Here is a 13,230-nt window from a genome sequence, read left to right on the forward strand (position 1 = left end):
GTCCCGATGAGACGCAAGGCGGCTGTCCCGCCCTCCCCGCTCCCCCAGCGCGACGGAGTCGACCCGGTACGGGTACGGCTGCCCGGCGGAGGGTCCTGGTCCACCGTGGGCGAGTACTTGACGGCCCGGCTGTCGGGGGCGGCGGACGGGGCGGTCGGCGCGATGCTGGACGCGGGGCTGGTCGTCGGGGCCGACGGGCGGGCGGTGGCGGGGGACGCGGCGTACGAGCCGGGGATGTTCGTGTGGTTCCACCGCGAGATGCCCGCCGAGGTGCCGGTGCCGTTCGCGGTGGAGGTGGTTCACCGCGACGAGCACATCGTCGTCGCCGACAAGCCGCACTTCCTCGCCACCACCCCGCGCGGCGGCCATGTCGCCGAGACCGCGCTGGCCCGGCTGCGGCGGGAGTTGGGGATTCCGGCGCTCGGGGCCGCGCACCGGCTGGACCGGCTCACCGCCGGACTGGTGCTGTTCACCGTGCGGCCCGAGGAGCGGGGCGCCTACCAGGGCCTGTTCCGCGACCGGCGGGTGCGCAAGGAGTACGAGGCGGTCGCCGCGTACGATCCCGGGCTCGGTCTGCCGCGTACCGTGCGCAGCCGCATCCTCAAGGAGCGCGGGGTGCTCGCCGCCCGGCAGGTCGAGGGCGAGGTCAACGCGGTGAGCCGGGTGGAACTGGCCGAGCGGCGTGACGGGCTCGGCCGGTACCGGCTGCTGCCGAGCACCGGGCAGACGCATCAACTGCGCGTCCACATGAGCGCGTTGGGCGTTCCGGTGCTCGGCGATCCGCTCTACCCGGTGGTGACCGACCCGGTGCCGGCCGGTGATTTCCGTCGTCCGCTCCAACTGCTGGCGCGCGCACTGGAGTTCACCGATCCGGTCACCGGGGCCGAGCACCGCTTCCGGAGCGGCCGGGTGCTCGCGGCGTGGGACTCCCCCGCCGAGTGGGCGGCTCAGTAGCCGCGCCACCAGAGCAGGAACCGCTGCCAGGCGCCGAGCGGGCGGTCCGGTACGGCGACCGGCGCGGGCTGCGTCTCGGCCGGCGGCGGGGGTGCGGCCGCGGCCGGCGGTGTCGGCCGCGCCTGCGGCTGCGACTGCGATGCAGGCTGGGGCTCCGGCTGCGGGGTGCCGATGTGCCAGGCGGTGCGGGGCGGCCGGGCCGGGCCGTGGCCGGGCAGTTGGGAGACGTCCTGCGGCGGCCTGGGCTCGAAGTGCGAGGGCAGCGCCACCAGATGGCGCGAGGCGATCGACGACGTCCAGCGCAACTCGTCCTCGTGGCATTCGAGTTCGATGTCCGGCAGCCGCATCAGCAGCGCGTCCACCCCGGTGTCGGCGATGGCCCGGCCGATGTCCTGGCCGGGGCACTCGTGCGGGCCGCCGCCGAAGGCGAGGTGCGAGCGGTTGCCCATCATGTTGGCCTTGAGGTCGGGGCGCACCCGCGGATCGATGTTCCCCGGCGCGGGCGCGAAGAGCAGGCCGTCGCCCTTGCGGATCCGTCGGCCGCCCAACTCCGTGTCCTGCTTGGCGAAGTAGGCGAAGACGGTGCTGAACGGCGGCTCGTCCCACAGGGTCTGCTCGACCGCCTCGGGGACCGTCATCTGGCCGCCGTTGAGCCGGGCGCGGAAACGCGGGTCGGTGAGGACCATGCGCAGCGCGTTGGCCAGCAGGTTGGTGGTGGCCTCGTAGGCGGCGAAGAGGACGAGCCGCAGGTGCTCCCTGACCTCGTCGTCGCTGAGCCCCGCCGGGTGGTTGACGAGGTGGCTGGTGAAGTCGTCCTCGGGCAGCGCGCGGCGCCGGGTGGTGAGCCGGCTGAGCGCGTCCATGACGTACTGGTGGCTGACGATGGCCGTCTCGGTGCCCTTCAGCGCGTCGCGGGTGGAGTGCACCAGCCGTTCGTCGTACTCGTCGGGCATACCCAGGATTTCGCAGAGCACGGCCATCGGCAGGTGCTCGGCGAACTGGCTGACCAGGTCGGCCCGGCCCTCCTCGCAGAAGCTGTTGACGAGGATCTGGGTGTAGCGGTTGATGTGCCGGCGGATCCCGCGGTGGTCGATCGTCGACATGGCGCCGGTGACAGCGCCGCGCAGCCGCAGGTGCTCGTCGCCCTCGGCGTGCGAGGCGATGGGCTGCCAGGCGATGTGCGGCATCAGCGGGTGGTCGGGCTTGACCATGCCCTCCCGCAGGGGCGTCCACATCCGGCTGTCCCGGCAGAACTGCGAGGGGGTGCGCACCATGTGCAGGTTCTCGGTGTGGCCGAGGACCACCCAGACCGGTACGTCGTCGTGGAGCAGGACCGGCGCCACCGGGCCGTGCTCGGCGCGGAGCCGCTCGTAGAGGGCGCCCAGGTCCTCCGCGTCGGGGCCGTACAGCCGGTGCAGCCCCCCGGGGCCGGTCGGGTGGGCGGGGCAGCCGGGGGGCGGGCCGAGTGTCAACTCGTCCGTACCGGCCGGGGAATGGTGTTCAGACGTCACGGTGATCGCTCCGAAAACTGTGGTGGTTGCGCCGTCAGGTGAGTGAGCCCGTCATCGCGAGCGAGTGCAGGAAGCGCATCAGGGTCATCAGGACGTCCCGGCTGGAGGCGCGGCGGCGCGCGTCGCACTCGACGATGGGGATCTCGGGGGCCAGGTCGAGCGCGGTCCGCAGCTCCTCGACCGGGTAACGGGGGCCGTCCGGGAAGGAGTTGACGGCGATCACGAAGGGCACGCCGCGTTCCTCAAGGCGCCCTATGACGTCGAAGCTGACTTCGAGGCGGCGGGTGTCGATCAGCACCACCGCGCCGAGCGCGCCCTCGAACAGGCCGTTCCACAGGAACCAGAAGCGTTCCTGTCCGGGGGTGCCGAAGAGGTACAGCACCAGTTGGTCGGTGATGCTGATGCGGCCGAAGTCCATCGCGACGGTGGTGGCCGTCTTGCTCTCCGAGCCGTAGTTGTCGTCGACCCCGACACCGGCCTGCGTCATGGTCTCCTCGGTGGTCAGCGGCCGGATCTCGCTGACCGAGCCGACCATGGTCGTCTTGCCGACTCCGAAGCCGCCCACGATCACGATCTTCACCGCGGCCCGGGCCGTGTGCGGCAGGTGGTCCTCGGTCCGTGGACCCGTGCGGGTGTCAGAGCTTTTGAAGTCCATGCATCACCGCTTCGAGGAGGGAACGGTCGGGGAGCGCCTGGCGGACGATCGGGGCCCGCGCCTGCACCAGTCCGGCCGTCAGCAGTTCGGTGAGCAGCACGGTCACCACGCTGTACGGCAGGTCGAGATAGGCCGACAGCTCGGCCACGGAGAGGGGGGCGATACAGAGCCGGAGCAGCGCCGCCTGCTCCGGGGTGGCGGCGGCCGGCACGTCGGCGTGGGCCACGATCAGCGTCACCAGGTCGAGTTCGGCCCGGTCGCCGTCCTCGCCGGCGCCGGTGAGCACGTAGAGGCGTTCGGGGTTCTTCCCCTCGCCCTTCTCGGGGGGCCGGGGCGGGGGTTCCTCCCTGGCTTGGCGCCGTCGGCGCTGCGGAGGAGTCATACGGTCTGCCCGTTGCTGCGCCGGGGCGGGCTGGTGAGGTGGGCGCCGATCCTGACCACGAGGTCGCGCATGCGGTTGCTCATCAGGCCGGGTTCGGCGACGACGTCGGAGAGGACCGCGAGATAGGCGTTGGCGCCGGCCGCCATCAGGTAGAAGTAGCCGCCGTTGATCTCGATGATGACCATGCGCATCCGGCCGTCGCTGCCCGGGATCTCGGAGGCGACGGCGCCGGCCAGGCTCTGCAGGCCGGCGCAGGCCGCGGCGACCCGGTCGGCGCCGTCCGGGTCGCCGCCGAAACGGGCGATCCGCAGGCCGTCGGCGGAGAGCACCACGATCTGCTGGACGCCGGGAACGCCGTCGGCGAGCTCCTTGAGCATCCAGTCGAAGTTCGCGCGCTGCTGGATCACGTGAGGTTCCCCTCGTCGTCGGCCTCGACTCGGGCCGGCTCGGTCTTCTGGGTGATTGCGGCGGGGTCCGGGCCGCCCTTGAGGCCGTTCATGAACGCCTCGACCCACAGGCCCGGTTCGGGCTCCTTCTGCTCCGGTTCGGGCGCGGGCCGGGGGGCCGGCCAGGCGGGGCGGCCCGCCTCGCGGGCGGCGGCATCGGCGCGTTCGGCGGCGGCCTGCTCGGCGTACCGCTGGGAGAGCGGGGTCTTGACCCGGCTGCGCCGCTGCGGCAGTCCGCCGGCCGTCCACTCGGTCACCTCGGGGACCTCGTCCTCCATGGTGAGCGGGACGGGGATGCGCGGGCTGGTGGGGCGGCGCCGCTTGACGGTGCGCTTGGGGCCTTCGAGCGCGCCGAGTTCGGTCTGCGGCGCGGCGGCGCCGATGCCGTGGGCGAGCCCGGGCGCGGGATCGGAGGTCAGCATGGCGCTGGGCACGACGAGGACGGCGCGTACGCCGCCGTAGGCGGAGGCGCGCAGCGAGATCTGCATGTTGTACGTCTGGCAGAGCCGGCCCACGACGGCGAGGCCGAGGCGCGGGCTCTCGCCGAGGTCCTGGAGGTCGTTGCCGGCCCGGGCGCGCTCCAGCATGCCCTCGGCCCGCGCGCGGGACTCCTCGCTGAGGCTGACGCCGCCGTCCTCGATCTCGATGGCGATCCCGGTCTGCACCTCGACGGCGGTGACGTGCACCTTGGTCTGCGGGGGCGAGTAGCGGGTGGCGTTGTCGAGGAGTTCGGCGGCGGCGTGGATGAGCGGCTCGACGGAGATGCCGTTGACGTTGACCTTGGCGATGGAGTGCAGCTCGATGCGGCGGTACTCCAGGATGCGGGACATGGCGCCGCGCAGCACGCTGTAGAGCGGTACGGGTTCGGGCCACTGGCGTCCGGGCCGGCCGCCGCCGAGCACGGAGATGGAGTCGGCGAGACGGCCGATCAGCGCGGTGCCGTGGTCGATGCGCAGGAGGTCGTCGAAGACCTCGGGGTTGCGGCCGTGGTCCTCCTCCATCTCCCGCAGTTCCTTGGCCTGTTGGTGGACGATGGCCTGGACCCGGCGGGCGATGCTGACGAACGAGCGCTCCGCCGAGTCGCGCAGCGTCTCCTCGCGCTCCACGATGTTCAGCACGGTCCTGAGCAAGTCGCGCTGCGGTGTGGGGAGGTGGCGCCACTCGGGGTCGGCGTCGACGACGAGGCGGATCACCTCGCGGGGGGAGACTCCGCCGCTGAGCCGGTGCAGGGTGGCGGGGAGGATCTCCTTGCCGAGGCGGACCATCTCCTGGTCCTGGGCCGCGATGCGCCGTTCCAGATACTCGGCGTGACGGGCGTGCCGGGCGCGGGCGTCGCGGAGGTCGCGCCCGCGGCGGACCGCTTCGGCCGCCGTGGCGATCACCAGGAGCGTGGCGACGGCTCCGCACCAGCCGACAGCGATCCGGGCCGGTCCCGCCACCAGGGCGACGGCGGCTCCGGTCGCCGCGGCCATGACGAGGGCCGGCAGCAACAGCACACGCGCGTAAGGGAGTTCGCGGCCACCGGGAGGGGATTGAACACTCACCATGTATGCCTTCTGAGACAGGTCGGCTGGGGGGTCGGGGGGCTTGTGGGGGGGTATGTCAGGGAAGTACCGCTGGTTTCCGTACCTTTGGGGAACAAGCGCCCGAATACCTCTCAACTCGGCACGCTGCGGGCGAGCCTAGTCCGACCGGATCACCGCCGGGACATATTCGGCAAGCGCCTGAAAGGGGACACGAGGAAGGAGTACGCTCGGCTCCATTTACACGCAGAGCCCCCAATCGGACACCATGCGTAACGGCGTACGGGCGTACGGGCATCACTCACCGTGACAGGTGAAGTCCGGCCTTCGGGACCCGCGTTCAGACTCCGGCGATCCGCAGCGCCGCGTCGGCGGTGGCCTCGGCGAAGGCCGCCACGGGGCGCTCGGGGTCGGAGCGGTGCACGAGGATGACGCCCTCGATCAGCCCGAACAGCAGGTCCGTACGGAGATCGAGGTCGCTCTCGGCGAGCGCCCCGCCGGCCGCCGTGGCCGCGAGCAACCGCCGGTAGGCGCCCTTGAGTTCGGTCCGTACGGCATGGAAGCCGGCGAAGCGGTCGGCGCGCACCTCGGGCAGCAGGTAGAGCGCGCCCAGGTTGTGCGGGCCGCCGCAGAGCAGCTCGACGTCCGTGCGGCACAGCTCCCAGAGCCGGTCCGCGGCCGGGGCCGTGTCGTCCGCGAGCAGCTCACGGGCGCGGGCCAGCGAGGGCGTGACCGTGGACTCCAGCAGGTCGGCGAGGAGTTCCTCCTTGCCGGAGACGTAGTGGTACATGGACGCCTGGCGCATCCCGGCGCGCTCGGCGACGGCCCGGGTGGTGGTGGCCGCGTAGCCGCGCGTGGTGAACAACTCGGCTGCGGCGGCGAGCAGTTCGGCCCGCGGGGAGAGTCCGCTGTCCGGCCGCTGCGCGGCCCGTGGCCGGCCGACCCTGCGGCTGGGCCGCGCACCCGTCGTCACCATGCGAGCGATCCTCGCACACGGCCGCCCGCGGTGATCCGCGTGAGGGATCGGTAACCGGCGGGCAACGCACGGGCAATCACGCCGACCCGGCCCGCCCCTAATTTCTGTCGGGCGACAGAAACAACCAGGCGCCCGACACCCCAGCCGGAGGTCCCCGCGATGGCGACAGCGACCACTTACGGAGCCCGCGCGCACGCCCGCGCCCAGCAGGGCACCCGCGCCGAGGCCATGCCCGTCGTCCCGGCGGCCGACTGGCCCGCACCGCCGTGCGAGGCCGGCCACCTGGTGTGGGCCGAGACGGTGGCGGGCGGCAACTACACCCACCGCGTGCTCGCCCGCGGCACCGAACTGCGCCTGACCGACCTGCGCGGCGACGCCTGCGCCCATCTGCTGCTGTACGCGGCCGACCGGCCCTGGGAACGGCTGAACGTCGCCGACACGGTCAAGGTCCAGTGGAACGCCTACCTCGGCGAGGGCGTCCTGCTCCTCTCCGACCAGGGCCGGGTCCTCGCCTCGCTGGTGGCCGACACCTCCGGCCGGCACGACGCGCTGTGCGGCACCTCCACCCTGGTCCGCAACACCGAGCGGTACGGCGACGGCACCCCGCACTCCGCCTCCCCCGCCGGGCGCGAGCTGTTCAAGCTGGCCGCCGCGAAGAACGGCCTCGAACCACGGGATCTGCCGCCCTCGCTCTCCTTCTTCCAGGGCGTGGCGGTACGCGACGACGGCACCCTCGACTTCACCGGCTCGGCGGGACCGGGCGCCGGCGTGACCCTCCGCGCCGAGCAGGACGTGACCGTACTGATCGCGAACGTGCCGCACCCGGCCGACCCGCGCCCCGACTACGTCAGCACCCCGCTGGAGGTGCTCGCCTGGCGCGCCGCGCCCACCGGGCCGGGCGACCCCCGGTGGGACGCCACCCCCGAAGGCCGCCGCGCCTTCCTCAACACCACCGAATTCCTCGCCGCGAGGGGGCTCGCGTGAGGACCGTGACCGTACCGGCCCGCGCCGCCTGGTCGTCCGTCGTCCACCGCGGCGAGCGGCTCACCCTCACCGACCTGCACGGCAACCAGGCCGTGGACTTCCTCCTCTACGACGCCCACGACCCGTCGGTCCGCTACAGCGCCCCGGACACGATCCACGCGCAGGGCTCGCTCTTCCTGACCACCGGCAGCGTGCTGCTGTCGAACGAGCACACCCCGCTGATGACCGTCACCGACGACCAGGTCGGCCGGCACGACACGGTCGGCGGAGCCTGCTCCAAGGAGTCCAACACCCTCCGGTACGGCCACCACACCTGGTCGCAGCACGCGTGCGTGGACAACTTCCTCGCCGAGGGCGCCAAGTACGGCCTGGGCAAACGGGACCTGGTCTCCAACATCAACTGGTACATGAACGTGCCGGTGGAACCGGACGGCACCCTCGGCATCGTCGACGGCCTCTCCGCGCCCGGCCTGGAGGTGACCCTGCGCGCCGAGCGGGACGTGCTGGTCCTGGTCTCCAACTGCCCCCAGATCAACAACCCCTGCAACGGCTTCGCCCCGACGGCCGTGCGGATGACGATCACCGGAACGGAGAACGCATGACCTTCGACACGCTGCTCGTCGCCAACCGGGGCGAGATCGCGGTCCGGATCATCCGCACCGCCCGCCAACTGGGCCTGCGCACGGTCGCCGTGTACTCCGACGCGGACCGCTCGGCCCCTCATGTCCGGCTCGCCGACGAGGCGGTACGGCTCGGCCCGGCGCCCGCGAAGCAGTCGTACCTCGACGCCGACCTGGTGCTGAAGGCGGCCAAGGACACCGGCGCGGGCGCCGTCCACCCCGGCTACGGCTTCCTCTCCGAGGACGCGGCCTTCGCGCGCCGCTGCGAGGACGCCGGGATCGTCTTCGTGGGCCCGACACCCGGCCAGCTGGAGCTGTTCGGGGCGAAGCACACCGCGCGGGCGGCGGCCGAGGCGGCGGGCGTGCCGCTGGCACCGGGCACCGGACTGCTGCCGGGTCCGGAGCGGGCCTTGGCGGAGGCGGAACGGATCGGCTACCCCGTGATGCTCAAGGCGACCGGCGGTGGCGGCGGCATCGGCATGTCGGCCTGCCGCTCCGCCGAGGAACTGGCCGAGGCGTGGGACCGGGTGCAGCGGGTCGCCGCCGCCTCCTTCTCCTCCGCCGGCGTCTTCCTGGAACGCCTCGTCGAGCACGCCCGCCATGTCGAGGTCCAGGTTTTCGGCGACGGCACCGGCCGGGTGGTCACTCTCGGAGACCGCGACTGCTCCCTCCAGCGCCGCAACCAGAAGGTCGTGGAGGAGGCCCCGGCACCCGGACTCCCCTCCCGCGTACGCGAGCAACTCGCGACCAGCGCCCGCGAGTTGTGCGCCTCGGTCGGCTACCGCTCGGCCGGCACCGTCGAGTTCGTCTACGACCCCGTCCGCGAGGAGGCGTACTTCCTGGAGGTCAACACCCGCCTCCAGGTGGAGCACCCGGTCACCGAGGAGATCTACGGCGTCGACCTGGTCGCCTGGATGCTGCGGCTGGCGCGCGGCGAGAGGGAGGTCGTCCGCGACCCGGGCGCCCCGCGCGGCCACGCCGTCGAGGCCCGTCTCTACGCCGAGGACCCGGCCCGCGAACACCGGCCCAGCGCCGGCCTGTTGACCCGGGTCGAGTTCCCCGCGGGTGTGCGCGTCGACGGCTGGGTGGAAACCGGCACAGAGGTCACCACCTCCTACGACCCGATGCTCGCCAAGGTCATCGCGTACGGCACCGACCGGGCGCACGCGCTGGCCCGGCTGGACGAGGCGCTGGCCCGCACCCGGGTGGACGGCATCGAGACCAACCTGGGGCTGGTGCGCGCCGCGCTCGCGGACCGGGACTTCCGCTCCGCCGCGCACTCGACGGCGACCCTCGCGGGCGTCAGCGACCCGACGCCCCGCGTCGAGGTGGTCTCCGGCGGCACGCTCACCACCGTGCAGGACTGGCCCGGCCGCACCGGCTACTGGCAGGTCGGCGTCCCCCCGTGCGGCCCGATGGACGATCTCTCCTTCCGGCTCGGCAACCGCGCGCTCGGCAACCACGAGGGCGCACCGGGACTCGAATGCACCCTCCAGGGGCCCTCGTTGAGGTTCACCCACGCCACCACCGTGTGTGTGACGGGGGCCCCGGCCTCGGTGACCGTGGACGGCGGGGAGGCCGCGGCCTGGGAGCCGGTGACGGTGCCCGCGGGCGCCGTCCTGGAGATCGGCGCGCCGACGGCGGCCGGCCTGCGGACGTACGTGCTCTTCGCGGGCGGTCTGGACGTCCCCGCCTTCCTGGGCAGCGCGAGCACCTTCACGCTGGGCCGGTTCGGCGGCCACGGCGGCCGGGCGCTGCGCACCGGCGACGTGCTGCACGGCGGCACCGTAGCCGTGGGCGAGCCGGTGCCCGTGGCCGACCGGCCCGTCTTCGGCACCGAGTGGCGGGTCGGCGTGGTCGAGGGCCCGCACGCGGCACCGGAGTTCTTCACCGAGGACGACATCCGCGCCTTCTACGCGGCCCAGTGGCGGGTGCACTTCAACTCGGCGCGGACGGGCGTCCGGCTGGTCGGCCCGAAACCGCGCTGGGCCCGGACCGACGGCGGCGAGGCTGGGCTGCACCCGTCCAACATCCACGACACTCCGTACTCCGTGGGCGCGGTCGACTACACGGGCGACATGCCGGTGCTGCTCGGCCCGGACGGTCCGTCCCTGGGCGGGTTCGTCTGCCCGGCGACCGTCCTCAGCCGGGAGCGCTGGAAGCTGGGCCAGTTCCGGCCGGGCGACACCGTACGGTTCGTGCCGGTGACCGTCGACGGCTCGGCCCGCCCCGCCCTCGTGGACGGCGGTGTACTGGCCCGGGACGGTGACGTCACCTTCCGCCGCAGCGGCGACGACAACCTGCTCGTCGAATTCGGCCCCATGCAGCTCGACCTGGCACTGCGCATGCGGGTCCACGCGCTGATGGAGGCGGTCGCCGAGGCCGGCTTCGAAGGTGTCACCGACCTCACACCGGGCATCCGCTCCCTACAGATCCGGACGGACCCGCACCGACTGCCCCTCCACGAACTCCTGTACCAGGTAAGGGAGTTGGCAGCAGCGCTGCCCCCCACCGGTCAACTCGTGGTCCCCTCCCGCACCGTGCACCTCCCGCTCTCCTGGGACGACCCCGCGACCCGCGAGGCGATCGCCCGCTACATGGCCGGCGTCCGCGACGACGCCCCGTGGTGCCCCTGGAACATCGAGTTCATCCGCCGGGTCAACGGCCTGGAGTCCGTGGCGGACGTCCACCGCACCGTCTTCGACGCCGAATACCTCGTACTCGGCCTGGGCGACGTCTACTTGGGCGCCCCCGTGGCCACCCCGCTCGACCCGCGCCACCGCCTGGTCACGACCAAGTACAACCCCGCCCGCACCTGGACGGCCGAGAACTCGGTCGGTATCGGCGGCGCCTATCTCTGCGTCTACGGCATGGAGGGCCCCGGCGGCTACCAGTTCGTGGGCCGCACCACCCAGGTGTGGTCGGGCTGGCAGCAGCGCGGCGCGTTCGAACCGGGCTCGCCCTGGCTGCTGCGGTTCTTCGACCGGATCAGGTGGTACCCGGTCGACGCGGACGAACTCCTTGAACTGCGGGCCGACATCATCTCGGGCCGGTTCGTGCCCCGGATCGAGGAGGGCACGTTCTCCCTCGCCGAGTACGAGGAGTTCCTCAGCGAGAACGCCGACGCCGTCGCGGAGTTCAGGACCCGGCAGCGGACCGCCTTCGCCGCCGAGCGCGACGCGTGGGAGGCCGCGGGGGAGTTCACGCGGGCGGAGGCCGTGACCGCGCCGAGCGCCGCCCCGGCCGTGGTGACCGTCCCGCCGGGCGGCCGGCTCGTCGAGGCCGAATTCGCCGCGTCCGTCTGGCAGTTGAACGTCGCACCGGGTGACTTGGTGACGGCGGGGCAGCCACTGCTCGCCCTGGAGGCGATGAAGATGGAGTCCAGAGTGCCCGCGCCGATGGCCGGCTTGGTGACCGAGGTCCTGGCCAAGCCGGGCGACCAGGTGGAGGCGGGGACGGCACTGCTGGTCCTCGCGCCCGCCGCGACCTGAACCGCGACCCGAACCGCGAGGAGCACTCCATGTCGACCACCCTGTCCCGAGTCCGCGCCGCCTACGCGCGCGTCGAGTCCGTGGACCGCCCCGAGATCTGGATCGGACTCCGCCCGCGGGCCGAGGCCGAAGCGGAGGCGCGGACGATCGACGCCCGCGCCGCGGCGGGCGAACGGCTCCCGCTCGCGGGCCGTCTCTTCGCCGTCAAGGGCAACATCGACGTGCACGGGCTGCCCACCACCGCGGGCTGCCCGGCGTACGCCTACGAGCCCGAGGCGGACGCACCCGTTGTCGCCCGGCTCCGCGCGGCGGGCGCGCTGGTGCTGGGCACCACCAACCTGGACCAGTTCGCGACCGGCCTGGTGGGCACGCGCTCCCCGTACGGCGCGGTGCGGTCCGCCGTCGACCCGGCCCGGATCAGCGGCGGCTCCAGCGCCGGTTCGGCCGTCGCCGTGGCGCTCGGCATCGTCGACTTCGCGCTCGGCACGGACACCGCGGGCTCGGGCCGGGTCCCCGCCGCCTTCAACGGCATCGTCGGCCTCAAGCCGACCCGGGGCCTGGTCCCCACCGCGGGCACCGTCCCGGCCTGCGCCTCGCTCGACTGCGTCACCGTCTTCGCCCGCACCCTCCGGGAGGCCGAACAGGCCCTCGCCCTCATGACGTCCCCGCCCGGCCGCGACCTCCCGCCCCTCCCCCAGCGCACCCCCGGACCCTGGCGCATCGCCGTCCCGCCCACCGCCCAGCTGGGCGAACTCGACGCGGGCTGGGCGACGGCCTACGAGGCGGCGGTCACCGGGCTGCGGGACGCGGGAGCCGAGATCCTCCCGATCGACCTCGCCCCCTTCACCGAGGCGGCGGCGATGCTCTACGAGGGGGCGTTCGTCGCGGAGCGCTACACGGCCGTGGGTTCCTTTGTCGACAAGGCGATCGCGGACGGCGTCGAGGGGCTCGACCCCACGGTCGCCGGCATCATCTCCCGGGCCGGCACCGTCCCGGCCCACCGGCTCTACGCCGACCAGGACCGCCTCGCGGCCCTGCGCACCCGCGCACTCGCCGAACTCGCCGACGCCGACGCCCTGTTGCTGCCGACCACACCCGGCCACCCGACCTTCGACGAGGTGGCCGCCGACCCACTGGGCAGCAACGCCCGTCTGGGCCGCTTCACCAACTCCACCAACCTCTTCGACCTCGCCGCGGTCGCGGTCCCGGCCGGCGAGGTGAACGCCCTGCCCTTCGGCGTGATGCTGATCGGCCCGGCCTTCACCGACCACCGCCTGGCCCGGATCGCCCGCGAACTGCGACCGTGGACGAGCGTCGCGGTCGTCGGGGCCCACCTCACCGGCCAGCCCCTGAACCCCCAACTCCTGTCCCTGGGCGCCCGCTTCGACCGGACGACCACGACGGCCCCGGTCTACCGCCTGCACGCCCTGACCACCGTCCCGGCCAAGCCCGGCCTGGTCCGCGTGGGCGAGGGCGGAGCGGCGATCGAGACGGAGGTGTGGCGGCTGCCCGCGGAGGGGCTGGGCCGCCTGCTGGCGGCCCTCCCCCGCCCGATGGCCCTGGGCAGCGTGGAGCTGGCGGACGGCACCCGGGTCCCCGGGTTCCTGTGCGAGCCGACGGCCCTGACGGACGCCGAGGACATCACGGCCCACGGCGGCTGGCGCGCCTACCTCGCCCGCTGACCGGAC

General features: G+C 73.3%; 11 protein-coding genes. 5 read left to right on the forward strand and 6 right to left on the reverse strand.

Going from position 1 to position 13,230, the window contains the following annotated elements; genetic code table 11:
- The first annotated feature begins 6 nt into the window (after positions 1 to 6).
- Positions 7 to 954: an RluA family pseudouridine synthase gene (locus ABZT12_RS14805; RefSeq protein WP_356382922.1), complete on the forward strand. Its 948-nt coding sequence runs from the start codon at positions 7 to 9 to the stop codon at positions 952 to 954.
- Here the strand turns inward: ABZT12_RS14805 and ABZT12_RS14810 are convergent.
- The 6 genes from ABZT12_RS14810 to ABZT12_RS14835 all read right to left on the reverse strand — a co-directional run bounded on the left by ABZT12_RS14810 (position 948) and on the right by ABZT12_RS14835 (position 6,447).
- Complete coding sequence (locus tag ABZT12_RS14810; protein WP_356382925.1) at positions 948 to 2,465, reverse strand: cytochrome P450; 1,518 nt, start codon at positions 2,463 to 2,465, stop codon at positions 948 to 950. The genes ABZT12_RS14805 and ABZT12_RS14810 overlap by 7 nt on opposite strands.
- Before the next feature lie 34 nt (positions 2,466 to 2,499).
- Entirely contained in the window at positions 2,500 to 3,120 is a 621-nt protein-coding gene (locus ABZT12_RS14815; protein ID WP_356382928.1) for an ATP/GTP-binding protein, read from the reverse strand.
- A complete protein-coding gene (locus tag ABZT12_RS14820) occupies positions 3,101 to 3,502 on the reverse strand; it encodes a DUF742 domain-containing protein (RefSeq protein WP_356382930.1) in 402 nt (133 codons plus the stop codon). Before ABZT12_RS14820 ends, ABZT12_RS14815 begins: the two co-directional genes overlap by 20 nt.
- Positions 3,499 to 3,909 (reverse strand): roadblock/LC7 domain-containing protein, encoded by a 411-nt coding sequence (locus ABZT12_RS14825; protein ID WP_356382933.1) that lies wholly within the window; start codon positions 3,907 to 3,909, stop codon positions 3,499 to 3,501. The genes ABZT12_RS14820 and ABZT12_RS14825 overlap by 4 nt, the downstream gene beginning before the upstream one ends.
- Positions 3,906 to 5,495, reverse strand: coding sequence for an ATP-binding protein (locus ABZT12_RS14830; protein ID WP_356382936.1), 1,590 nt, complete (start codon positions 5,493 to 5,495; stop codon positions 3,906 to 3,908). The genes ABZT12_RS14825 and ABZT12_RS14830 overlap by 4 nt, the downstream gene beginning before the upstream one ends.
- 316 nt (positions 5,496 to 5,811) lie before the next feature.
- Entirely contained in the window at positions 5,812 to 6,447 is a 636-nt protein-coding gene (locus ABZT12_RS14835; protein ID WP_356382939.1) for a TetR/AcrR family transcriptional regulator, read from the reverse strand.
- Between the two features lie 159 nt (positions 6,448 to 6,606).
- Between ABZT12_RS14835 and ABZT12_RS14840 the strand changes: the two genes are divergently transcribed.
- Genes ABZT12_RS14840 through atzF form a run of 4 tightly spaced genes read left to right on the forward strand, consistent with a single transcriptional unit; the run spans position 6,607 to position 13,224 of the window.
- Positions 6,607 to 7,431, forward strand: coding sequence for an urea amidolyase associated protein UAAP1 (locus ABZT12_RS14840; protein ID WP_356382942.1), 825 nt, complete (start codon positions 6,607 to 6,609; stop codon positions 7,429 to 7,431).
- A complete protein-coding gene (locus ABZT12_RS14845; RefSeq protein ID WP_356382945.1) occupies positions 7,428 to 8,033 on the forward strand; it encodes an urea amidolyase associated protein UAAP2 in 606 nt (201 codons plus the stop codon). Before ABZT12_RS14840 ends, ABZT12_RS14845 begins: the two co-directional genes overlap by 4 nt.
- Positions 8,030 to 11,542 carry a 5-oxoprolinase/urea amidolyase family protein gene (locus ABZT12_RS14850; RefSeq protein ID WP_356382948.1) on the forward strand — a complete coding sequence of 1,171 codons (3,513 nt, stop codon included), beginning with the start codon at positions 8,030 to 8,032 and terminating at the stop codon, positions 11,540 to 11,542. Before ABZT12_RS14845 ends, ABZT12_RS14850 begins: the two co-directional genes overlap by 4 nt.
- Positions 11,543 to 11,571: 29 nt before the next feature.
- Positions 11,572 to 13,224 carry an allophanate hydrolase gene (gene atzF, locus ABZT12_RS14855; RefSeq protein WP_356382951.1) on the forward strand — a complete coding sequence of 551 codons (1,653 nt, stop codon included), beginning with the start codon at positions 11,572 to 11,574 and terminating at the stop codon, positions 13,222 to 13,224.
- Positions 13,225 to 13,230: the final 6 nt, after the last annotated feature.

The organism is Streptomyces sp. NPDC005423, assembly GCF_040606415.1.
Classification (GTDB): Bacteria; Actinomycetota; Actinomycetes; order Streptomycetales; family Streptomycetaceae; genus Streptomyces.

What these genes read in the sequence shown, in the direction of transcription:
- ABZT12_RS14805 (WP_356382922.1), top strand. Translation starts at nt 7, where the DNA reads ATGAGACGCAAGGCGGCTGTCCCGCCCTCCCCGCTCCCCCAGCGCGAC.
- ABZT12_RS14815 (WP_356382928.1), bottom strand. Translation starts at nt 3,120, where the DNA reads ATGGACTTCAAAAGCTCTGACACCCGCACGGGTCCACGGACCGAGGAC.
- ABZT12_RS14820 (WP_356382930.1), bottom strand. Translation starts at nt 3,502, where the DNA reads ATGACTCCTCCGCAGCGCCGACGGCGCCAAGCCAGGGAGGAACCCCCG.
- ABZT12_RS14830 (WP_356382936.1), bottom strand. Translation starts at nt 5,495, where the DNA reads ATGGTGAGTGTTCAATCCCCTCCCGGTGGCCGCGAACTCCCTTACGCG.
- ABZT12_RS14835 (WP_356382939.1), bottom strand. Translation starts at nt 6,447, where the DNA reads ATGGTGACGACGGGTGCGCGGCCCAGCCGCAGGGTCGGCCGGCCACGG.
- ABZT12_RS14840 (WP_356382942.1), top strand. Translation starts at nt 6,607, where the DNA reads ATGGCGACAGCGACCACTTACGGAGCCCGCGCGCACGCCCGCGCCCAG.
- ABZT12_RS14850 (WP_356382948.1), top strand. Translation starts at nt 8,030, where the DNA reads ATGACCTTCGACACGCTGCTCGTCGCCAACCGGGGCGAGATCGCGGTC.
- atzF (WP_356382951.1), top strand. Translation starts at nt 11,572, where the DNA reads ATGTCGACCACCCTGTCCCGAGTCCGCGCCGCCTACGCGCGCGTCGAG.